The sequence below is a fragment of the Streptomyces sp. NBC_01408 genome (assembly GCF_026340255.1).
GTDB lineage: Bacteria > Actinomycetota > Actinomycetes > Streptomycetales > Streptomycetaceae > Streptomyces.
Genome location: NZ_JAPEPJ010000002.1, coordinates 1,284,630 through 1,305,981 on the forward strand (window position 1 = coordinate 1,284,630; position 21,352 = coordinate 1,305,981).

Sequence of the window (21,352 nt, forward strand, 5' to 3'; positions counted from 1 at the left end):
GTGACCTCCGGCGCTGACCGGCACCTTCGACACGTCACCGCCAACCATGCACGGGTTCGTCAGGCACGACCACCGCCTTCGGTACGGCGATGGCGGAGACCACAAGATTTCGCCGAGCCAGCCAACGGCCCTTCAGAAGACCGGCCTCTCCACTGTTCTGGGGCCGGGAAGGGATGATGCGTGCCGTGAAAGAGGCTGCCGCGGCGTCCACTTCGATGTCGGCGTCCTCGAAATCCAGTCGGTGCCCCGTGGCCGGATACCAGGCCTTGTAGACTGCTTCCTTCATGCTGAACAGCAGGCGGTCCCAGCACACACCGGGTTCGGTCGCCCGGAGTCTGCGCAGCCTCGCGATTTCACCAGGCAGGGCAATGCTCTCCAACACGCCTGCGGGCAGCGGCTGATCGGGTTCCGCGTCGATCCCTATCATGGCGACATCGGACGTACGCGCCAGGGCCGCGACGCGATAGCCGGTGCAGTGCGAAATGCTGCCCGTCACGGATTCCGGCCAGCGCGGCGCTCCGTGCCGGCCGGGCAGCAGGGGCCCGGGTGGCAGGCCGAGCTGGGCGAGGCAGCGTCGCGCGCACAGCCGTGCCGTGGCGAACTCACGCCGCCGACTGTCCACGGAGTTGGCGACGACCCTGGCCTCCTCCGGATACAGCTCGGCCGGTGCGGAGTCGTCGTACGCCTCGGCCACCACAACGTTCGGCGGCAGTATCTCTTCGATCACGGAGTTCTCGTCTCGGGCAGCACACGACGGGGGACGTCGCGCAGGTGGCCGGGGCGGCGCCACTCGCGCGGATGGCCAACGCGGCATCTCTCCTCGCCCCGGAGGTGCACCGGGTCCTCGCGGGGCGTCCACAGCTCATGGTTGCCCGGCGCCCAGACGACCTTGGCGAAGTGGTCGCGCAGCGTGCTCAGAGCCCACTCGATGTCCTCGATCAGCTCCCCGGCATCACCAGCGACCAGCAGCCAGTCGTCGTCCGGCGTCGGCCGCAGGTTCGCCACGATCTTCCGGTTCTCCGGATGGCTGACGTGCAGATCGCTGATGCCGAGCAGGTTCGCGGGGGCCATCCGTCACCGGTCCGACGCGGGCGGGCCGGTCAGCGACGGCTCCGCGATGCCGGCCGAGATCGTCTCCATCACCGCCGACGCATGGGAGTTGAGGTAGAAGTGGCCGCCCTCGTACACCTTGAGTTCGAAGCCGCCGACCGTGTGCTCGCTCCAGGCCTTGGCCTCGTCGAGCGTCACTCGGGGGTCGTCGTCGCCGGTGAGGGCGACGACGGGGCAGTCCAGCGGAGGGCCCGGAACGTGACGGTACGACTCCACCGCCTTGTAGTCGCTCCTGACGGCCGTGAGGAACATCCGCAGCACGTCCGGGTCGCCCAGGATCTGGGAGTCGGTCCCGCCAAGCTTCTTGAGCTCGTCGATCAGGCCGTCGTCGTCGCGCTGGTGCACGTTCTCGTCCCGCGTACGCGACGGGGCGCGCCGACCGGAGACGAAGAGGCACAGGGGCTTGATCTCCATGCGCTCCAGGCGCCTGGCGACCTCGTACGCCACCATGGCGCCCATGCTGTGGCCGAAGAGGGCCAGCGGCTTGGTGTCCAGGGACAGCAGCTCCTCGACCACGCGGTCGGCCAGCTCGCCGATGTCACTGACACACGGTTCGCTGTGCCGGTCCTGCCGGCCCGGGTACTGGACCGGCAGCACCTCGATCGACCGTGACAGCGTGCGGGAGACAGGAAAGTAGAAGGTGGCCGAGCCTCCCGCGTGCGGGAAGCAGACGAGCCGGACACCGGCATCCGGCGCCGGGTGGAATCGGCGCAGCCACGCTCCGTCGTGCCTGGTGTTACCTGTCATGGTTCCTGGATGTCCCCTCTGTCTTGCGGTCTTGCCGTCTTGCCGTCTCTGTCCTGCGGTTCTGTGTTCTTGCCGGGTCACATCGGCGGGTTGCCGTGTTTGCGCGAAGGCAGCCGGGCGTCCTTCGTGCGCAGAGCGTCGAGTGCCTCAAGTGCCTCAAGTGCCCGGATCAGTAGGGGCCTTGTCCCGGCGGGGTCGATCACGTCGTGCACGAGTCCGCGTTCGGCGGCGCGATAGGGATGCATCAGCTCCTGCCGGTACTCCTTGGCCGCTGAGCCCGCACGGCCTCGGGGTCGTCCGCCGCAGCGATCTCCCGGCGGAACACCACGTTCGCCGGGCCTTCCGCGCCGATGGAACGCGAGTCCGTGACGATGCAGGAACCGCCGTACGCTTTGCGGAGAATCAGCTGGATCCGGAGGACTTTAGCATGGCATTGAAGTGCTCTCCCGGCTGAAGCCGGGAGATTCCTGCTTACCTTGCGGCAGCGGGCTTGACGCGCTTGGCACGCCTGACGACTGCCCTCCCGGCAGCCGGGATGAGCGCGTGGCCCATCCGGTACAGGTGCAAGACGTTCCGGGCTGCGTTCCAGTCGGCGTTGCCTGACCAGCCGCAGTCCGGGTTCTTGCACACGAACACGGCCTGGGACTCCCGGTTGCCGGGCGTGGTGAAGCCGCACGCGGAGCAGCGCCTGGAGGTGCCAGGGGCCGGGACCTTGTACAGGGTGCCGCCGAGCTGGGCGGTCTTGTACGTCAGCATGGTGACCGTCCGGCCCCACGCCTCCCCGCTGATGGAGCGGTTCAGCCCGGATTTCTGGGCGACGTTCTTCCCCGGCTCTTCGATGGTTCCCCTGGCTGACTTGACCATGTTCGTGATGGTGAGTGCTTCGACCACAACGGTGCCGTATGTGCGGGCGATGACGGTGGTCGTCTGGTGCTGCCAGTCCAGGGCCCGGCGCTTGGCTTTCGCGCGGAGTCCTGCGATCTGGTCGTAGGTGTGGTGCAGCCGGCGGCTGGTGGGCTCGCCGGGCTTGCGGTGCTGCTTACGCTGCGCGGCGCGCTGCTCCAGGTGCAGAAGCCTGGCTTTCTCCTTGCCGGTCAGCCATTCGCCGTGCTCGTACGTTTCGCCGTCCGAGAGGGCTATGGGCACGGTGACGCCCACATCGATGCCGACGTCCGGCCCCTGGTGGGGATCGGGCTTGGCCTCCAAGGTCCGAACACGGAAGGCGATGTGCCAGCCGAGCACGTCCTTGACCAGCCGCGCCCCGGTGATCCGGTTCTCCCCGTTGGCGTGCTTGCCCACGGGCAGGTCCTTGGTCCACCGGAATCGGACCCGGCCCACCTTGGGAATGTTGGCCATGCCCCAGCGGCGGTGCACGCGGGTGATGTTCAGGTCCCGGCCCTGCGGAATGTCCACGGACATCACCGTGCGGAACCGGCCCTTGAAATTCGGGGCGTCGGCGCGGCCGTCCCAGCAGTTCTTCCACGCCTGGAAGTACGTCTTCAACACCGCTTGCGCGGCCTGCGCGGGAAGGACAGCGAGAAAGTCGATGTCCTCGCGGGCCTGGCGGATCGCGGCGTCCGCGTTCGCAAGAGTCCGTTCTTCCTTCGGCATCATCCGCCACCAGGCGTGCAGCAGGTTCCACATGGTGCGGGCCGCGTGCGCCTGGCCATCAGTCTTCAACACCTCGGCGCGCGATAGCGAAAGACGGGCACGGTGCCCGAACTGCCGCTTCACCAGGGAGTCTTGACTCACAACGGAAACCCTAACATTGGCTTATGTCACCACGCTGGAAACCTAACCCCGATGTCAGAACGGGTCGCCATGTTGTTTACAACCTGCACGTTCACTTGGTTTTTGTCACGAAGTACCGGCGGAAGGCGTTCACCGACGCCATGCTGACCCGCACCGAAGAGATCATGGGGGAGGTCTGCGCCGACTTCGAAGCCGAGCTGAAACAGTTCAACGGCGAACAGGACCACGTGCACCTGCTCGTGCACTACCCGCCGAAGGTGCAGCTTTCCAAGCTGGTCAACTCCCTCAAAGGCGTCAGCTCCCGCAGGCTGCGCCAGGAGTACGACAGCCACGTCCGCCGGCACCTGTGGGGCGGACACTTCTGGTCCGGCTCCTACTTCGCCAGCTCATGTGGCGGCGCACCCCTGACCGCCGTCAAGCAGTACATCGAAACCAGCAGCGTCCCGTCTAACCGTCACCCCGGAGGCGCAGAGCACTCCGACGCTCCGCGCCTCCGGGCCAAGGATGGCCTTCACCCCCGCCCTGAAGGGCGGAGCACTGGCCAAGATCAGAGATAGAGTCCATGATCGGCAATGAGAACGGGAGCCACCCCTGCCGGTTGGCTTCTGACCGGGTTGGTATGCGGGCGGGAGTGTCCGCACCGATGGCAGGCCGGGGGTCGACAGTTTCGGTGATCCCGGGCCCTCTTGGTCCGCGTCCTTGACAGGCGCGGCACAGTAGCGCCCGGCTCCGTCAGTGATCGTTGTCGCCGGTTTCGGGTGGCGGCGCACTGCGGCGGGAACCTTCGTCCATGTACCGCCCGCCCCCTGTACTCAGGCCCTCCCCCTGCCACAGAACGGTCACCACAGGCTGGACCGCGGCACCGTCGTCTCCCCTCAGCCGTCCCACCGTCCAGGCCCCCGCCGCCTGCGGCACAGGGCGGGAGCGGAAGCGCCCTGCTGATCAGCAGGGCCCTCGCGGCCGATCGCCCGGACCGAAACCGGCTCTCGGCGGGTCGTACAGACGCACATCGTGACCTGCGGAGATGCCGCTCGTTCGGACGTGTCGCGCGATTCTTACCGGCTGGCCATAAGGGGGTAATGTCGTCCGGTCACGGACGGCAATCGGATCGTCTGTTCAACCCAGGAGAACCAACATGACTGATCTGAACTCGCTGCGGGCAAGCCTTGCGTCAGGTGAGCACGAGTTCGCCGACACCTTGGCCTTCGTCGCCGCGCATTACGAGTATCAGCCGCAGGCGTTCCGCAACGGGGAACTGGAAAATGCCGCAGGTGAGAACGAGGGTTCCTGCAAGACGCTGGGACTGGCCCTGCTGGAAGGGCTGAGCGACCAAGAAGCGCTGTTGGCATTCGGTGAGCACTATCGCAGTGTGCTGGCGACGCCGAACGACACTGATCACGGCAACATTCGCAACCTCATGGCCCATGGCCTGGAAGGGGTGAGCTTCGCGGGGCAACCGTTGGCCCGCAAGATCTGAACAGCGAAATCCGGGCGAGCGCCAAAGGTCACGAGCACCACCCCGTCCATCCGCCCGAGCCGGCCGCTGGCCGAGCAGCCCGTCGTCTTCCTCGGGTCCGAGGGGGAGACCGGTGTTGTCGCGGGCGACCTGGGCGACTTCCTGTGGCTACTGGCCGACGGATTCAGACCCCAGAGTTGGCAGCCATCGCTGAAGGCTCTGCACCACACCAGCGCCGGTCAGCCGCTGCCGTGATCGAGCTGGCGGCCCAGGAGTTCCCGGGCCTTCCGACTGCCGCGACTCGATCACTGTCGGTAATCGTCGACCGCGTGAGCGCCGGTATTACTGACGAGGACCGCCGCCTGAAGCCGGCCCCGCGCCGCCGACCACGCGGAACCCCAGGGCGCTCAACGCAGCCTGGGAGACGGCGCGCAGGGTCGGCAGGTCCTCAGCCGGCATCGAGAATCCGTGGCTGCCGGCATGCTCGACGAATTCCGCCGGAAGTTCGAGGTTGTACCGCTCGACGTAAGCGGCGAGGTCCACTCGCCAGACGAAACGGCCGTCGGACAGCAGCGACGATCCGCCGGGCACGCGGAAAGCGCCCCCGATGACATCAATCGTCAACTCCATGATGTCGAAGATCGGATGTCCGGAGTCGAGGTACCGCTTCACCTCCGCCTTCGGATAGGGCGCCTGATCCCGCACCTTGTCCCCGATGGGTTCGCGGAACACGGCATCGTTCTCCGGGTCCATCTCCCGGTAGAAACCGATCATTTCCATTCGGGTCATCTTCCTTCCAGCATGGGGAGGAATACCCTCCAGTAGCCGCCCCTGTCGATCTGTGGCGTTTGCCCCGGGCCCCCCAGTCTTTCGACGCCGACGCGGTCCGTCGGCGCGCGCACGGTGGTGCCGAGTTCGTTGGCGACGCGCTGGGCGACCCAGGATCCGTCCGCACCGGAATGGCGCACCATGAGCCTGAGAAGTCCACCATTGTAGTGGGGATTGTCCGGTCGGGCCGTGGGTCACCGGATCGCCGGCGGGGATCCGGTTGTCCTCCATGTAGTCCATGCCGCCGTGGCACGGTGACAGTCCCAGGGGGTCGCTGCGCCGGTGTGGATTGCCGACGTACGCGACGGGGTCGGGTGCCGGGGTGATGCCCAGCGGGTCGGGGGAGGCGTAGCGTCCCGACTCCGGGTCGTAGTAGCGGAACCGGTTGTAGTGCAGCCCCGTCTCGGGGTCGAAGTACTGCCCGGGGAAGCGGAACGGTGTGTAGGCGGTGCTCGACGCCGCCCATGCCGTGGACCCCCACACGGTGCTGCGGGTGTGCCAGGCCAGCTCGCCGGACTCGTCGACGAGCTCCCTGGGGGTGCCGATGAGATCGGTGACGATGGAGAAGAACCGCTCGTCGACCGCCTCCTGGGGGCGTCCGCCGCGAACCTGCGCTCGGTCTGGGTGAGTGGGCGCACACCCTGGTGGTCCCGGGACAGGGTGATGCGGTCGGCCCCCGGGTCTCCCTGGACGGTCTGCTCGCAGAGCGTGTCGCCGTCCCAGGTGAACGTGATGTGTTCCAGGACGGTGCCGTCGTCGGCGAGGTGCTGCTTCGAGATGCGGCGGCCCAACGCGTCGTGCTCGTAGCGCACCCGGCCCGCGCGCGTGATGGTCGTGCCGGTGTAGGCGCGGCTGCCGGTGGCTTCCTGCCCCGGCTGCGGGCACAGCGGGGCCGCCACACTTCGGCGGCCCCGCAAGCGGTCACCTCGCAGGTACCGGCGCCCACAGGCTGACGCTCCACACGTCCCCGTGCCCGGCGTGGTAGCCCCGCTCCTCCTCGTCGTCGTCCACGACGATGACGGAGACGTTGGACGCGGCCGCCCGGTATTCGAGGAAGCCGCCCTGGTCGGTCGCCTTGAATTCCGGGGCTCCGGGGACGCGGGCGAGCGCGTCCCGCACGTCCTCCCAGGCGACGTAGCGGGGGAACTCGACCCCCATGGTCAGGGCCCATTCCTCCGCCATGTCGTAGCCGGACGCGAGCCGGTGCAACTCGATCGACCCGCCGGACATCACCCACTCGTCGCCGGGATTGAAGTAGAACTCGACGAATCCGTAGTCGCGGCGCAGTGACTCACCGCCCTCGTCGACTACTTCGACGAAGCGGTGGAGGACGGCCCGGTCGACCTCGCCGAGGGTGGAGCCGATGCCGATCCCGTGCAGGCGTCCGGTCGCGATGGACGAGGCCAGGAATTCGATGCCGGTCACGGCCAGTTCTCCAATTTGTCGATCAGGGCTTGCACTTCGGAGGAGCGGTTCTGTGTGTTGCGCCAATTGTGGTCGATGTGGATGTGCGGCTCCTTCGTAGCCCGGTCGGAGGCGATAACGCAACGGGGGACGTGAATCAGCCTGGTCGCCCGGTCAGGTCGCGGCGGCATCGCCGACGCCGTCATCCGCACGGGTTCGGCGTACGGCGAAGAGGGTGCCCGCACCGGCAGCCAGCAGCACGCCCGCGCCGCCTAGCAGCCACAGGGTGGGGTCGGCTCCGGTCTCGGGGAGCGCGCCCGGCGGTGTGGACTCGGTGGCGCCTGACGCGGTCCGGTCGGCTGCCGGTGCGCCGGGAGCGGCGGCTGTACCGGGAGGGGCGGCTGTACCGGCAGTGCCTGTCGCCCCGGACGCGGCCTCGCCCGTGTCCGTCCCGGGACCGGGACCGGGACCGGGACCGGGACCGGGACCGGCACCGGCACCGGTGATGCGGAACGACGCCAGGACGTTGTTCTGCCCGGCATCCGGCGTGCACCGCGCGTGGATCTCGCCCGGGTAGGCGACGTCGCCCCTCGCGTCCTTCAGGGCGAGATGTACTACGAGGTCGCCGACGGTGATCCGCGCGCTGCCCGCCTGCCTGAAGGTGAGCGCCGGTGCGGAGCCGGACGCCTCGACGTGGAAGGACCCGGCCGCCGGGATGCCGGCCTTCACATCGACCGGCACCTTTACCCGGCTGTCCCCCTCCGGGGACGCCACGCGGACCTGCGCCTCCGCCGCACCCTCCACGGTCGTCACACCGATCCTGCCCAGCGCCTTCGCAGCGTCCGCGGGCACCGGCACCGCGGCGTTGACGGGAAAGGTCAGGGTGGGCCTTCCGACCTCGGCCGACTCGGGGACGTCCGAGTGGATCCGCACCGTGACAGGCAGATTCCCGATCAACCCGGTCGAGCACGTGTACCGCAGTGTGAGCGTCACCGGGTCCGCGGCAGCGGGACCGGTTCCTGAGAGTCCCAGCACCCCGCCCGCAACGGCGGCAACCGTCGCCAGTCGAAGCGGGCCGCGCGGCACCGGAACGTTCCGGACGGCACGGGCCGTCCCGCGCCGGTCGTGCGGGTTCTGGGTGTGCTTGCCAGTTCTCATGCTGACCCCCGTCAGGGTGTTTTGATCTCTTGGAGGAGTACGAGGAATGCGCAGTGCAGCGATGTGCCGGTCACGGCCGGCCGCTGTTGCGGCCCGCCAGAAAGACCCGGGTCAGGTGATCTTGGAGTTGAGCGTGGCGGAACTGATAGACCGCGCCGGCCTGGCGCAGTACATCCCGCTCGCACGCGTCGTCGAGGAAGGCGACCAGCCGCCAGGGCAACTGCCCCGTGAGCGGCAGCCAGATGCGCGCGAGGGCCACCCACTGGCCCCAAGCGGTGAAAGCGAGTCCGTACGCGAGTCCGCCCGCGAAGGCGGCTTCGATCCCGAACGCGAGCCCCAGCAGGAGTCCCCACACGGGCCCGGCCGTGAATGCGTTGGCGCATCCGGCTCCCGTCCCGAACACGAGCGCCCACACCAGCAGATGGAAGACCACGTTCCTGCGGTCTTGGCCAAGCAGCTCCGAGGAACTGACACCCGATCTGATGTCGACGGGAACTTCCAGCCAGGCCATGAGCCCGAACACCGACCCGACCCCGAGCCCGAGCACGGGCACGAACACGAGGCCCCCCACGAGCCCGCCGTCCAGGCCGTCCCCGAGCCCCAGGGACTCGACCACGACCCTGTCCAGGAACAAGAGCACGAGCGCGGCCAGGACCCCGCACGCGAGCCCCAGCCGGAACCTGGGGAGGACCCCCGTACGCCTGTGCCCGGTCCTGCCGAAGACCTGGATGCGTACGCGCGACGGCTCTGCCGCGCCCTGCGACACGAATCCGTACACGAGCCCGAAGAACAGCCCGTTCACCAGCCCGTGCAGGAGCCCGACCACGAGCCCCCGCACGAGCGCGAACCTGAGCCCGAACGATGTCGCGATCAAGTCCACGGGAACGTTCCCGACGGCGGTCGTCACCCCGAGGGCCAGTGCGGCCAGGAATCCGATCACGAGCATGCGCGAGGAACGGCTCATCGTGGTGCCCAGCTGCCACCAGGCGAGGTCACGTGCCGGGACGCCCGTGCCCGCCCTGCCGAGTCGGTCCAGGTGCGCGGCAAGGTAGCCGAGCCACTGCTGCGCACGGTCGGGGTTCCAGTCCTGCCGCCGACGACCGCCGCTGCCGCCGTCGGTCGGCGAGGGCTCGTAGGCGGCCGGGGTGAACGCGGCCAGGAGATGCCTCTGCAGGGCCTCCGGGGAGTCGAACGTGGCGGTGTCCAGGAGCCGTACGGGGTCGGATCCGGAGACGTCGCTGTAGACGGCACGGGCCATGGCGACCATCAGCGGGGTGACGAGCACCCTGGCCACGTTCTCCGCGCCCGGGCTGCGCCGGTGCCTGCGCAGCTCGTCCAGGACCGGTTCCCACACGGTGCTGCGCGTACCGCCGTCCGTACCCGGACGGCTGGTGAGAGGCAGGTAGAGGGCGACGTCGTCCAAGGTCAGGTCGTCCAGCTCGACGACGGCAGCCTTCGGGAACGGGCGGGTCTCCACGGCCTCGGCGTACTCCCCGGGCCGGCTGGTGAGGAGCAGCGGGGTGGTGGTGCGGTCGAGCTCTTTGAGCGCTGCACGCCGCAGGCCGCCGGCGATCTCGTCGAACCCGTCCATGACGGGCAGGATCCAGCCGGTGTCGACCAGCGCGCCGGCCAGATTCCCTTCGTGTGCGGCGGGAGCGGCGAGGCCGTGGTCGCGTACCAGCTGGTGGCACATCCAGTCGCGCAGGGAGACGGTGGTCGGGTCCCATGATCCCAGGCTGAAGATCACCGGTACCGGCTCGTCCGGCGTACGGGCGTCCAGCCAGTCGAGGACGAAGCGCAGGGTCAGGATCGTCTTGCCCGCCCCGGCCGCACCGAGCACCACCAGCCGGCGGGACGGGATGGACCGGTACACCTCCACGATCCGGTCGATGCGGCCGGCCAGTGCGAGCGGCGCCGGATCCGCCCCGGGCGGTGCGTTGAGGATCTTGGCCCAGTGATCGAGCAGGCGCGCGTCGGCCTTCCGGAAGCACACGGGGAGCGGGAACGGGTCGTGCACATGCCGCCGCCGCTCCTCCTTCCGCCATTGGCCGGCCACCCTGGAGGCGAGCAGCCCGGCCGCCTCCCGCAGCTCCGGCGCACCGGGGAGCGGCGTTGTACGGGGAAGCTCCTCCAGTCGGCCAGGATGCGCCGGCAACCCGATCGACGAGCTCAGTTCGCCGATCTCCTGCGGACCCACCTGCCGGTACCAGCGGTCCACCGGGCTCGCCGCGAGCGTGCCGAGCCCGTCGGAGCGGTAGTGCTTGGTGATGACGCCGATCACGTACCCGCCGCTCCACACCGGGGCCCCCGACATGCCCTCCCAAGGCGAACGGCCCCGCTCGGGGTCGTGCTCCGGGGAAGACTTCAGACTTATCTCCAGACTGCCCTCGCGCTGGTTCGACAACGGGGTGGTCTCACCGCGCGCGTGGTGGGAATCCCGATACGTCACGGCCGCACCGCCGTCCGGCGACGCGGTCCCGGCACGCAGTCTGAACCTCGGGAATCCCAGCGCTTCGCACTCCACCGGCTTCGAGACACGGGCGAACCGAACCGGCGCAACCTCAGCACCGGCCGGGCTGCCCGCGGCCGGGCTGCGGACGGCTGCGTCCTCGATGGCGATCAGCGCGACGTCCGAGGCGGAGTTCACCCAGAACGGCTTGCCCCGCAACTCCCGCGTACCGCCGTCCTCGGTGAGAAAACGCACCTGCACCGTCGCCGCGCCGCACACCACGTGCGCGGCCGTGAGCACCACGTTCCGGGCCACCTGGTAACCCGACCCGCGCCCTCCGGCGCCCGCGCCGCACGTGGTGATGACCTGGACCGCCCGCCGCCGGTCGAGCCCGTCCGGCTCCATCGCCCCGCCCACGACGGCGCTCACTGCTCGTGTGCGTCAGCGCGGCCGGAGATGAACGGCGGTTCGTCCGCCCCCGCCGAGGCCGGCTGCAGCACCAGTGAGATGCGCTGGGCCGAGACGGCGCTCACCGCCGCCTCCGCACCGGACTCCACCACCCAGAACCGCACCTTCGCCCCCGCCTGCCCGGACCGCTCCAGCGCGACCGACAGCTCCAACTCGATCGGTCCCAGCTCGAAGCGCAGCGCCTCGCCCTCCGCCGCGGCGATCGCCCGGCCCAACTCCTCCCGTAGATCCCTGATCACGCTCGTCAACTCGATCACACCGTGCCCCTTGCGCTCCCTGGCTTTTCAGCCGTTCTCCGTCGCATCTCTGCAACCATGACCGGACACGCTGCAGAGCCGATGAAATTCCGATGATGTGCGAAAGCAGGGCTTCTCCATGGACAGCGAACCTCCCGAGCAGCTCCGGATCGCGGTGCTCGGGCCGTTACGGGCGTGCCGGGGCGGAGCACCGCTGGATCTGGGGCCCGTCAAACGGCAGGCCGTGCTGGCCGCGTTGCTGCTCAGCCGGGGGGCCGTGGTGAGCCATGAGCAGCTGATGCACGGAGTGTGGGGGTCGGAGCCACCCGCATCCGGCCACAGAGTGCTGGCCAGTCACGTCAACCCGCTGCGCCGGGCGCTCGACGCGGACGGCACCCGCCATACGGAGTCGGTGATCCGCAGCGGAAAGGGCTGGTACCGCTTCGCCGTCGACGGGGTCCGGCTCGATGTGGCGGACCTGACCGAGCGGGGCGTCGAGGCGCGGCGCACGAAGGCGTCCGGCGAGCTGGCCAGGGCCGTCGACCAGCTGTCCTCGGCGCTCGCACTGTTCCGGGGCGAGCCGCTGGCCGGCCTGCCGGGGTTGTTCGCGCAGGCCGAGCGGGAGCGGCTGTCGGAGCGCCGGCGAGGGCTCCGGCTGGACAGACTCGAATGCCTGGTCCTGCTCGGCCGGTTCGGTGATGCCCTGGACGACCTCACGATCCTGTCCCCGTCCGACCGGTACGACGAGTCGCTGCTGGCGCTGCGGATGCGGGCCCTGTACGGCTGTGAACGCCAGGCGGAAGCGCTGAACGCCTATCAGGGCATGCGCGTACGGCTGCGTGACGAGCTCGGCGTCGATCCGGGGGAAGAGCTCCACCGGCTGTACGAAGCGGTGCTGCGCCGCGACGACGAACACCTGCTCGGTCCGGCCGCTGCGCGCTCCGCCGCGCAGCCCGCCCGGCCCCGGACCCGTCGGACCGTCAATGAACTGCCGGGCGACGCCGGCCGCCTCGTCGGCCGGGAGGCCGAGCTCGCGCAGCTGACCGAGGCTTATGCGCCCGGTTCCCTGTCGATCGTGACGGTGGACGGTACGGCCGGTGTCGGCAAGACCGCGCTCGTCGTGCGCGCGGCCCGTGAGCTCAGCGACCAGTACCCGGACGGCAGCCTGTTCGTGGACCTGCGCGCGCACAGCACGCAGCGGCGGCATACTCCCGAGCAGGCACTGCAGCGCCTGCTGCGCTCCCTGGGAGCAGCCAAAGGCGAGTTGCCGAGCGACCTCGAAGAACTCACCGCCGCCTGGCGCGCGGCGACCAGCCCGCTACGGCTGCTCCTCGTGCTGGACGACGTCCAGGACGCCGACCAGGTGCGACCGCTGCTGCCCGCAGGAGCGGGAAGCAGGGTACTGGTGGCCGGCCGCCGACGGCTGCCCGAACTGGACGCCGACCGACGGGTCACGCTGGAGCCGCTGAGGAGCGGAGGTGCGGTGCTGCTGATCACGCACATCATCGGGGAGGAGCGCGCGAGCCGCGAGCCGGAGGCGACGCGCCGGCTGGCCGGGCTGTGCGACGGGCTGCCGCTGGCACTGCGCATCGCCGGGTCCCGGCTGCAGGACCGCCGCACCTGGACGGTGGAGTACCTGGTGGGCCGTATGGCGGGCGACGAACGCCGACTCGGCGAACTGAGCATCGGGGACCGCAGCGTCGAGGCGGCCTTCCGGCTGTCGTACGACCAGCTCGCACCCGACCAGCAGTTCGGATTCCGCGCCCTGGGCCAGGCACCGACGGTCGAGTTCGATGTGCTGGCGCCGGCGGCCATGCTCGGCCGGCCGCCCCACGACACCGAGCGGATCCTGGAAAGCCTGGTCGACGCGAACCTTCTGCAACAGCCGCGTCCGGGCCGCTACCGGTTGCACGATCTGGTCCGCGTGCACGCGCGGCGCCTCGCGGAAGCCCTGCCCGACGAGGCCGCCGGCACGCGCACGGCCGCCCTGCGCCTCTACCTGGACGCCGCCCGGATCGCCAGTGACTGGGGCCTCCCCACCGGTTTCCCCACCGGACCCCAGCCCTCCGGAGCACCGTTCGCGACCTGGAAGGACGCGGAGATCTGGCTGGATGCGGCCGGTGGAGAGCTCGTCGACGTCGTCGGACAGGCCGTGGTCCTCGGCGAGGTCGACTACGCGTGCTGGATCGCCGAGGCGCTGGTCGACTACTTCACGCGGCAGGGCCGCTACCACGAGTCCCAGACCGCTCTCGAGATCGCGCTCGCGCACGTGGACGAGGCCACCGACCCGCGGATGGCGCTCGCCCTGCGGAACTGTCTTGCCTACACCGGCGTGTACCAACGCCGGTACACGCAGTCGCGGACCGTGTTCACCGAGGCGCTCCACCTCAGCCGGCGCGGCCTCGACTCGATCGAAGAGACCCGGGCCCTCATCGGGCTGGCGTCCGTCGACGTGAGTGTGGGTGAGGCCGACCAGGCGATCTCTCGTGTCGCCGAGGCGCTGGCCGTGTACCGGGCGCCGCACAACGACTGGATCGCCTCGATCGGATTCGTCATCAAAGGCCTCGCCCACCAGTTGGAGGGACGGAACGAGGAGGCGCTGGCCGGCTTCGCCGAGGCCCGGACCCACGCCGACAGGGGCCGCAGACCGCGCATGCTCGGCAGGGTCCTGAGCTTCGCCGCCGAGATCCACCTCCGCCGCGGCCGGTACGCCGAGGCCAAGAGCCTGCTCCGCCAGGCGGTCCACCTGGTCGGGGAGGCCGGGGACGTCTTCCTCTGCGCGTGCAGCCTGACCCGGCTGGGCACGGCGGAGCAGGGCGTGGGGGATCCGGGTGCGGCCGTGGCCCTCCATCACCAGGCCCTTATCCAGCACCAGTTGCTGTCTCCGCTCACCGAACCCGCGTACGACTGGCTGGAGATGGACATTCGCTCGCGCCTGGGCCGCGCCTACCTGGCGACGGGCCGCATCCACGAGGCGCTCGGGCAGTTCCAGGCCGTGCTCGAACTGCCGGACCGCCGGCCTGGCGCCCTGTAGACCCATGCGGGTGAGCCCGCCGAGGCACGTATGAGGGAGGGGGCCGGTGCGGGATCCGGTCCCCTCCCAGGGGCGGCGAAGGGGGTCGCCGCCGGTTCAGCAGGCGATCAGCAGCCGCTGGTCCGGAAGCGGCAGGCCGTGATCAGCGCGGCGGCGTGCTCCTCACCGCGGGCGTCCTCGGTACGGACGTCCTCGGGCAGGACCTGAAGGGCATCGATGTCGAACTCCGCCATGGCGGTCTCCTTCTGTGCGGATGGAACTGCGGGTGCAACGCCGGACCCGGGCGGGCCCGGCAGCCGGTGGCCGACGGCCACCGGACACTCAGGGGTGGGCGGATTCGCCCTCGGGCAGCCAGGCTCGCGGGCCGCCGTACCGCAGGCGCAGCAGCAGCGACAGGCTCCCGGCCAGACCGGTGGCGTACTCGGCCAGCACGGCCTTGCGGTTCTCGTCGGGCACCAGCAGCCGGCCGTCGCGCAGGACCGCCTGGGCCGACATGTGCTCGACCAGCAGCTCGGCTCCCGCGCGGTGGCGTGCCTCGCCCGTCAGCTCGGCGGCGTCGAGCAGGAACTCGGCGTTGCCCGCGAGCCCGTGGCAGGTGGCGGCCGAATCGGTCACCCTGCCCGCCCGGACTGCGGCGGCCGCGCCCTCCACCAGATCGGCCAGGCCCTCATCGCGGGTGCCGGTGGCGGACCCGAGGCGGACCAGGAAGGTGCCGACGCCGGAGGAGCCGCTGCACCAGTGCCGGGCCAGGTCCGGGGAGTCCGACAGGTGCCGGGCCCGGTCCACCGGCCACAGCGTGCCCGCCGGTCCGCGGCGGGCGGCGTCGGCGAGGGTGGCGCCCGCCGCCACGGCCGCGGCGCGCAGCCGCTCGTCACCCGTGGCCTCCCAGGCGAGGAGCAGGAAGGTGCCGACGCCGGCCACTCCGTGCGCGAATCCGTAGTGCCAGGCGCCCGCCAGACCGGAGTCGAAGTCCTCGGGCACCGGCCAGAAGACGCCCTCGGGCGTACGCCGGGCCGCCGCCAGCAGTCCTTCGGCGGCCTGCGCGGCACGGTCGAGGAAGCGCGGGTCCCCGGTGGTGCGCCAGAAGTGCAGCTGGGCCAGGCCGGCGCCGGCCGCGCCGTGGCAGACATCGGGGTTGGGCCACTCCACGGGCAGCGCCAGGGCGAGCGCGACGGCGCGTTCGGTGAGCGCCGCGTCCTCCAGCGCCCGGGCGGCGTCGAGCAGGGCCCAGGCCGTGCCCGAACGGCCGAAGTGGAGTCCGGGCAGGTTGCCGGGCAGCGCCTCCTGCCGGTCCGCCGTCCAGACCGCGGCCGTACGCAGCCCCGCGCGCAGGGCCTCCCGGGTGACCGGCGGTCCGTACGGGGACCCGTAGGCGGTCCCGCAGGAGGTCCCGTACGGGAACCCGGCCGCGAGGTCGTCCGCGTGACGCAGGGCCCGGGCGAGCACGCTCACCCCGCCCGCCGAGCCGTGCTGGAGGGCCACCGGGTCGCAGGTCTCGCCGAAGGAGTCCGCAGCCCAGAGCCGGTCGGGGTCCGCCGGGCGCATGGTGGCCAGCAGGTGGGCGATGCCGTCGTGCAGCAGCCGTGCACGCACCTGCGCCGGCCCCGTAGACCACCCCGTAGACCCCGTAGCCCCTGTAGACCTCGCAATACCAGCGGGTGCGGCCGGTGCCGCCGATTCCGCCGGTGCCGCGCCGCCGTTGAGGGCCCCCCGAGCCCGCTCCAGGGTCCAGCGGTCCGCGGGCACGTCCCGCATCAGCCCCCGGACCAGCGGCGCGAACCGCCGTACGAGCGGCTGGTCGCGGGCCAGCAGCTCCAAGAGCCGGGACAGTCGCTCCTCGTCCGGGCGGGCCCCGGCCTCGGGCCGGTCCGCCGCGAAGAGCGGATCGGCGCCGGTCAGGGTGTGCAGGACGGTGGCGCCCAGGGCGTAGAGGTCCACGCCGGGGCCGAACGCGGGCGCCACCTGATCGGCGGCGCGCAGTTCGGGGGCGGTGTAGCCGGGGGTGGCGCCGAGCACCCAGCGTTCGCCCTCCGCGGCGGCCATCTCCAGGTCGATCAGCCGCAGCCGCCCGTCGGGGGTGACCATGACGTTGTTGGGGTTGAAGTCGTGCAGAGTGACGCCGAGTTCGTGGGCGGTACCGACCAGTTCGAGCAGCTGCCGGACCAGGGAGTCAGCGGTCCGCTCGTCGGGGCAGGCGGCGCCCTCCCGGACCAGCCGCTCGGCGACGGTCCGGCGCAGGGTCGCTCCGGGCACCGACTCGGCGACCAGGAACGCGCTGCCCTGCTGCTCGAACACCTCGACGAGCCGGGGAACCCGGTCGGGGAACCGCTTGCCGAAACGTTCCAGCAGGGCCGCCTCCCGGCGCAGCAGGTCTCGTACGTCCAGCCCTTCGAGGCCGGCGCCCACATGAGCACGGGCCTGCTTGACCACCACCTGGTCGCCGGTGGCGGTGTCCTCCGCCCGGAACACGCCCCCCTTGTTGGAGTGCTGGATCGCGCCTCGTACGAGGTAGCGCTCGTGCAGCAGCACCGGCTTCGCGGTGGCGGTGCTGCGGGCCGGAGCCACCGGGCGGCCCGGGAACGGGTCGCCCGCCCAGGACGGCGGGCTGTACCAGGCGTTGCGCTCGTCGGGGACCGGCCGGCCCTCGGGGTCGGTCAGGCGGGCGGCGAAGGCCCCGTCGGCCGTGAGCTCGGGGGCCGCCGCGAACACCCCGTAGCGGTAGTAGACCTGACTGTCCGGCAGATAGCGTCGGTCGGAGAGCACCGCGGGGCCGGGCAGCCCCACCGTGGCCCGGTGCAACTCCTCGGCGAGCAGCCGGAACTGTGCGTCATCGGCCGGGTAGACCGTGATGAACTTGCCGCCCCCGCCCCGGGCGAAGCGCCCCGAGACCAGGGCGGCGACCCGCGCGGGGCTGGCCGCGAACTTGAACGGCGCCCGGTGGGCGGTCAGTACCTCGGCGGCCCGGGCCAGGACCAGCGGGGCCGAGAGCGGGGTGGCCGAGACGTGGAGCTTCCACCCCTGGGCGCGGCGGACGGCACCCCCCGGCCGGACGTGGCACCAGAACTCGCCCGGTTCCACGACCCAGTCCACCGGCGCCCCGGCCCGGCCGGTCCCGCCCCGCGCGAGGACGGCGCGTACCAGGTCGGGCAGCAGCGCCAGGTCCGCGGGACCCTCTGCGCGTGTCCGCCGCGGCCCGGTGAGGGACCGGGACGGAGTCTCGGGCAGTGATGACACGCTCAACGACCTCGCACTTCGCACGGCGGAACCAAGAGGCGGACGGGGGGCCAACGGGCCCCGGTGGGCGCCCCGCCCGTAGGCCCGGGGGCACCTCTCAGCGGTGACTGGAGAGCGACTGTGACGACACGGCCACCCCCTAAAGGGAGGGCCGGATGTGGTCGTCGCCCCAGCTCGTGTCGAGAAGGTCCCCGGCGAGGACCACGGTCGCCCCGCCCTGCGCACCCCGCTGGTGCCCGGCGGCCGCCCCCGGCCCTGCCTCCGTTCGGGCGGCGAAGGCGCCGCCGGCCAGCAGGACCGCGACGAGGAGCAGACAGCGGAGGGTTCTGGACATGGCACAGCTCCTGGATGGGGAGATCATGGACCGGCGGCGAACGCCCGCGTCGGGCGGTTCACGCCGTATGTCGGCATATCGGCCTGATGGGGTGTGGCCCGGCCGGATGCTCAAGGCTCATACCTACATGCCCCCTTGGTCCACCCCTGTGAGCTGGCAATAGCCTGCATGGCACGGAAGTAGCAGGGCCGCATCGCGGGGGAAACCATGACAATCCAGACAAACTCCATCGATCTGCCCCGGCTGGACGCCCGGGCCGTCGCCGTCTTCGAGTACGCACTGTCGCAGGGCAGCCTCAAGAGGTGGCCGCCCGACGTGCCCGAATGCCTCGGCATGAGCCTGGAGGAGGCCGAGGGGGCCCGCCGCACCCTGCTGCTGCTCCGGTTGCTGCGCCCGGCGCCCGGCAGCCCGGAGGAGCTGATCCCGGTCAGCCCGGACGCGGCCGCGGCGGAGGCGGTCGGTCCGCTGGAGGCCCAGGTCGCGCGGGCCGCCGCGCACGCCCAGTCCGTACGCGAGGACCTGCACTCCCTGATACCGCACTACCGTGCCGCCCGACGCGAACGCGACCACCGGCAGGGCGTGGACGTGCTGCCCGACCTCGCGGCCGCCTCGGCGATGCTCACCGAGGAGTCGGCCCGCTGCCGGGAGGAGGTGTTCAGCATTCAGCCGGGCGGCGGCCGGGCCCCGCACCGCCTCGGCGACGCCATCGAACGGGACCTCGCGATGCTGCGTCGCGGGGTCGTGATGCGCACCCTCTACCAGCACTCGGCGCGCGCCAGCCTCTCCACCCAGGGGTACGTGGAGACCCTCACGGAGGCCGGCGCCGAGTACCGCACCGCCGCCGAACTACCTGACCGGGCCGTGGTGTTCGACCGCTCGGTGGCCTTCCTGCCCCGGCGTGCCGACGGCGGCCCGGGCGAGGGGGCGGTACTGGTCCGGGACCCGGACGTGGTGGCGTACCTGTGCCGGGTCTTCGACCAGCACTGGTCCGGCGCGACCCCGTTCCACGGCAGCAGCGAGGCCGCATACAAGGAGGTCGGCCCGAGCCTGCGCCGTGCGCTGGTCGGGCTGCTGGCCGAGGGCGCCAAGGACGAGGTGATCGCCCGGCGGATGGGCATGTCCCTGCGCACGTGCCGCCGCCACATCGCCGACCTGCTGGAGGAGCTCGGCGCCGAGAGCCGGTTCCAGGGCGGCGCCCTCGCCGAACGCGCCGGACTCACCACGGCGGACTAGCCACGGCGGATCGGCCACGGCGGATCGGCCACGGCGAAGGAAATCACCCCGGGTGATCGGCACCCGCTGTGTCCGTGCGGCGCCCGAACCGGTCAGCCAGCCGCACCGGCATTCCACGGACGGGACGGCGGACGCCGACGCGGTGTCGGGGTACGCCGTCCTCGGGTGGGGCGAGTTGCGGGAGGTGGTCCGCGCGGTTGTCCCGCTTACTTCGGGTCGCGGTTGAAGACCGCCTTGGACCAGTGGTAGCCGAGCACGGTGAGGGCCAGGCACCAGGCGACCGCGAGCCATCCGTTGTGGCCGATCTCGCTGCCGAGGAGCAGGCCGCGCAGGGTTTCGATGGCCGGGGTGAAGGGCTGGTACTCGGCGATCGGCTGGAACCACCCCGGCATCGCGTCGATCGGGACGAAGGCGCTCGAGATGAGCGGCAGGACGATCAGTGGCAGCGCGTTGTTGCTGGCCGCCTCGGCGTTCGGGCTGACCATGCCCATGCCGACGGCGATCCAGGTGAGTGCCAGGGCGACGAGCGCGAGCAGCCCGAACGCCGCGAGCCACTCCAGCGGCGTGGCGTTCGTGGACCGGAAGCCGATGGCCACCGCGACGGCGCCCACCAGGACCACGCTGGCGATCGACTGCAGCACGCTGCCGATGACGTGCCCGATGAGCACGGACCCGCGGTGGATGGCCATGCTGCGGAAGCGGGCGATGATGCCCTCGGTCATGTCGTTGGAGACGGACACCGCGGTCCCGACGACGGTACTGCCGATGGTCATCAGCACGATGCCCGGCACCAGGTAGGCGATGTATGCGGAGCGCCCTCCGCCGCCGATTCCCGCGCTCATGGTGTCGCCGAAGATGTAGACGAAGAGCAGCAGCAGGACGATCGGGGTGAGCAGCAGGTTCAGGGTGAGGGACGGGTAGCGGCGCGCGTGGAGGAGGTTGCGGCGCAGCATCGTGGAGGAGTCGCGGACGGCGAGGGAGAGGGAGCTCATCGGACAGACTCCTTGGGCTGGTCGGTGGTGGCGGTCAGGGCGAAGAACACGTCGTCGAGGTCGGGGGTGTGGACCGTCAGCTCGTCGGCCTCGATGCCGGCCGAGTCCAGCCAGTCGAGAATCGAGCGCAGCTCGCGCTGGGTCCCGCCACTGGGGATCTGCAACGCCAACGCCTCGTCATCCCGGGTCACCTCGCGCAGGGTGGAGGCGGCGCTGTGGTAGGCGGACGGGTCGGAGAAGCGGAGCCGGACGTGGCCGCCGGGGATCAGCCGCTTCAGCTCCTCGGCGGTGCCCTCGGCCGCGATCCTGCCGTCGTTGAGGACAGCGATACGGTCGGCGAGCTCGTCGGCCTCCTCCAGGTACTGCGTGGTCAGGAAGACCGTCACACCATCGGAGACCAACTCGCGGATGACCTGCCACATGTTGTGACGCGAGCGCGGATCGAGACCGGTGGTCGGCTCGTCCAGGAAGATGATCCGCGGCCGGCCCACCAACGTCATGGCAATGTCCAAGCGGCGCTTCATACCACCCGAGTAGGTGGAAGCCGGCTTCTTCGCCGCCTCCACCAAGTCGAACCGCTCCAGCAACTCGGCAGCCACCCGGCGGCCCTCACGCTTCGACAAGTGGTGCAGGTCCGCCATCAGCAGCATGTTCTCCTCGCCGGTGATCAGGCCGTCGACCGCGGAGAACTGCCCGGTGACACCGATCGCAGCCCGAACCGCCTGCGGAGCAGTGGCGACGTCGTGGCCCGCCACCCGAGCCTGCCCACCATCCGCGGTGACGAGAGTGGAGAGGATCTTGACGACGGTGGTCTTGCCCGCTCCGTTAGGCCCGAGCAGGGCGAACACGGACCCGGCCGGGATGTGCAGATCGATGCCGTTGAGCACGGTCTTGTCGCCGTAGGACTTGCGCAGACC

General features: G+C 70.8%; 17 protein-coding genes and 4 pseudogenes. 5 read left to right on the forward strand and 16 right to left on the reverse strand.

What is annotated here, in order from left to right:
- Positions 1-34: 34 nt before the first annotated feature.
- The 5 genes and pseudogenes from OG447_RS27840 to OG447_RS27860 form a co-directional block, all read right to left on the reverse strand.
- The gene (locus tag OG447_RS27840) at positions 35-727 is read right to left on the reverse strand and encodes a 4'-phosphopantetheinyl transferase (protein ID WP_266940086.1); all 693 of its coding nucleotides are present in this window, start codon (positions 725-727) and stop codon (positions 35-37) included.
- On the reverse strand, positions 724-1,071 hold the full coding sequence (locus tag OG447_RS27845) for a metallophosphoesterase (protein ID WP_323181862.1): 348 nt from the start codon (positions 1,069-1,071) through the stop codon (positions 724-726). Before OG447_RS27845 ends, OG447_RS27840 begins: the two co-directional genes overlap by 4 nt.
- 3 nt (positions 1,072-1,074) lie before the next feature.
- Positions 1,075-1,857 (reverse strand): thioesterase II family protein, encoded by a 783-nt coding sequence (locus OG447_RS27850; RefSeq protein ID WP_266940087.1) that lies wholly within the window; start codon positions 1,855-1,857, stop codon positions 1,075-1,077.
- A gap of 77 nt (positions 1,858-1,934) precedes the next feature.
- A pseudogene (locus tag OG447_RS27855) lies at positions 1,935-2,290 on the reverse strand (carboxyl transferase domain-containing protein); the annotation flags it as partial.
- A 38-nt stretch (positions 2,291-2,328) separates the two neighbouring features.
- Complete coding sequence (locus OG447_RS27860) at positions 2,329-3,609, reverse strand: transposase (protein ID WP_266940088.1); 1,281 nt, start codon at positions 3,607-3,609, stop codon at positions 2,329-2,331.
- A gap of 23 nt (positions 3,610-3,632) precedes the next feature.
- Between OG447_RS27860 and tnpA the strand changes: the two are divergent.
- From tnpA to OG447_RS27875, 3 genes and pseudogenes are all read left to right on the forward strand, one after another.
- Positions 3,633-4,040: pseudogene (gene tnpA / locus OG447_RS27865) on the forward strand (IS200/IS605 family transposase); the annotation flags it as partial.
- Positions 4,041-4,744: 704 nt separating this feature from the next.
- Positions 4,745-5,086, forward strand: a complete 342-nt coding sequence (locus tag OG447_RS27870) for a HopJ type III effector protein (protein ID WP_266940089.1) — start codon at positions 4,745-4,747, stop codon at positions 5,084-5,086.
- Between the two features lie 48 nt (positions 5,087-5,134).
- A pseudogene (locus tag OG447_RS27875) lies at positions 5,135-5,248 on the forward strand (SMI1/KNR4 family protein); the annotation flags it as partial.
- Between the two features lie 159 nt (positions 5,249-5,407).
- Here the strand turns inward: OG447_RS27875 and OG447_RS27880 are convergent.
- The 6 genes and pseudogenes from OG447_RS27880 to OG447_RS27905 all read right to left on the reverse strand — a co-directional run bounded on the left by OG447_RS27880 (position 5,408) and on the right by OG447_RS27905 (position 11,629).
- The gene (locus OG447_RS27880; protein ID WP_266940185.1) at positions 5,408-5,845 is read right to left on the reverse strand and encodes a hypothetical protein; all 438 of its coding nucleotides are present in this window, start codon (positions 5,843-5,845) and stop codon (positions 5,408-5,410) included.
- Positions 5,846-6,145: 300 nt separating this feature from the next.
- A pseudogene (locus tag OG447_RS32325) lies at positions 6,146-6,768 on the reverse strand (RHS repeat-associated core domain-containing protein); the annotation flags it as partial.
- Positions 6,769-6,814: 46 nt separating this feature from the next.
- Complete coding sequence (locus OG447_RS27890; protein WP_266940090.1) at positions 6,815-7,318, reverse strand: hypothetical protein; 504 nt, start codon at positions 7,316-7,318, stop codon at positions 6,815-6,817.
- Positions 7,319-7,471: 153 nt separating this feature from the next.
- Positions 7,472-8,455, reverse strand: coding sequence for a DUF6801 domain-containing protein (locus OG447_RS27895; protein WP_323181863.1), 984 nt, complete (start codon positions 8,453-8,455; stop codon positions 7,472-7,474).
- 70 nt (positions 8,456-8,525) lie between these two features.
- Positions 8,526-11,333 (reverse strand): serine protease, encoded by a 2,808-nt coding sequence (locus tag OG447_RS27900; RefSeq protein ID WP_266940092.1) that lies wholly within the window; start codon positions 11,331-11,333, stop codon positions 8,526-8,528.
- The gene (locus OG447_RS27905) at positions 11,330-11,629 is read right to left on the reverse strand and encodes a trypco2 family protein (RefSeq protein ID WP_266940093.1); all 300 of its coding nucleotides are present in this window, start codon (positions 11,627-11,629) and stop codon (positions 11,330-11,332) included. Before OG447_RS27905 ends, OG447_RS27900 begins: the two co-directional genes overlap by 4 nt.
- A 118-nt stretch (positions 11,630-11,747) precedes the next feature.
- Here OG447_RS27905 and OG447_RS27910 point away from each other — a divergent pair, with 118 nt between their 5' ends.
- Positions 11,748-14,642 carry a BTAD domain-containing putative transcriptional regulator gene (locus OG447_RS27910; protein WP_266940094.1) on the forward strand — a complete coding sequence of 965 codons (2,895 nt, stop codon included), beginning with the start codon at positions 11,748-11,750 and terminating at the stop codon, positions 14,640-14,642.
- A gap of 107 nt (positions 14,643-14,749) precedes the next feature.
- On the opposite strand, the gene OG447_RS27915 is transcribed toward OG447_RS27910, so the two are convergent.
- From OG447_RS27915 to OG447_RS27925, 3 genes are all read right to left on the reverse strand, one after another.
- Entirely contained in the window at positions 14,750-14,875 is a 126-nt protein-coding gene (locus tag OG447_RS27915) for an ALQxL family class IV lanthipeptide (RefSeq protein ID WP_266940095.1), read from the reverse strand.
- A gap of 88 nt (positions 14,876-14,963) precedes the next feature.
- Positions 14,964-17,876, reverse strand: a complete 2,913-nt coding sequence (lanL, locus tag OG447_RS27920) for a class IV lanthionine synthetase LanL (protein ID WP_266940096.1) — start codon at positions 17,874-17,876, stop codon at positions 14,964-14,966.
- Between the two features lie 139 nt (positions 17,877-18,015).
- Positions 18,016-18,210, reverse strand: a complete 195-nt coding sequence (locus OG447_RS27925) for a hypothetical protein (RefSeq protein ID WP_266940097.1) — start codon at positions 18,208-18,210, stop codon at positions 18,016-18,018.
- 207 nt (positions 18,211-18,417) lie between these two features.
- On the opposite strand from OG447_RS27925, the gene OG447_RS27930 reads away from it, so the two are divergent.
- Entirely contained in the window at positions 18,418-19,443 is a 1,026-nt protein-coding gene (locus OG447_RS27930; RefSeq protein ID WP_266940098.1) for a hypothetical protein, read from the forward strand.
- Between the two features lie 206 nt (positions 19,444-19,649).
- Here the strand turns inward: OG447_RS27930 and OG447_RS27935 are convergent, their stop codons facing one another.
- Positions 19,650-20,435 carry an ABC transporter permease gene (locus OG447_RS27935; RefSeq protein WP_266940099.1) on the reverse strand — a complete coding sequence of 262 codons (786 nt, stop codon included), beginning with the start codon at positions 20,433-20,435 and terminating at the stop codon, positions 19,650-19,652.
- Positions 20,432-21,352: ATP-binding cassette domain-containing protein (locus OG447_RS27940; protein WP_266940100.1), on the reverse strand; the 921-nt coding region annotated here is incomplete at its 5' end. The genes OG447_RS27935 and OG447_RS27940, both read right to left, overlap by 4 nt.

Bases quoted from the DNA above. Each gene is read 5' to 3' on its own strand.
- OG447_RS27880 (WP_266940185.1), bottom strand. From the start codon at position 5,845: ATGGAAATGATCGGTTTCTACCGGGAGATGGACCCGGAGAACGATGCC.
- OG447_RS27930 (WP_266940098.1), top strand. From the start codon at position 18,418: ATGACAATCCAGACAAACTCCATCGATCTGCCCCGGCTGGACGCCCGG.
- OG447_RS27935 (WP_266940099.1), bottom strand. From the start codon at position 20,435: ATGAGCTCCCTCTCCCTCGCCGTCCGCGACTCCTCCACGATGCTGCGC.
- OG447_RS27870 (WP_266940089.1), top strand. From the start codon at position 4,745: ATGACTGATCTGAACTCGCTGCGGGCAAGCCTTGCGTCAGGTGAGCAC.
- OG447_RS27845 (WP_323181862.1), bottom strand. From the start codon at position 1,071: ATGGCCCCCGCGAACCTGCTCGGCATCAGCGATCTGCACGTCAGCCAT.
- OG447_RS27915 (WP_266940095.1), bottom strand. From the start codon at position 14,875: ATGGCGGAGTTCGACATCGATGCCCTTCAGGTCCTGCCCGAGGACGTC.
- OG447_RS27850 (WP_266940087.1), bottom strand. From the start codon at position 1,857: ATGACAGGTAACACCAGGCACGACGGAGCGTGGCTGCGCCGATTCCAC.
- OG447_RS27910 (WP_266940094.1), top strand. From the start codon at position 11,748: ATGGACAGCGAACCTCCCGAGCAGCTCCGGATCGCGGTGCTCGGGCCG.
- OG447_RS27895 (WP_323181863.1), bottom strand. From the start codon at position 8,455: ATGAGAACTGGCAAGCACACCCAGAACCCGCACGACCGGCGCGGGACG.
- OG447_RS27925 (WP_266940097.1), bottom strand. From the start codon at position 18,210: ATGTCCAGAACCCTCCGCTGTCTGCTCCTCGTCGCGGTCCTGCTGGCC.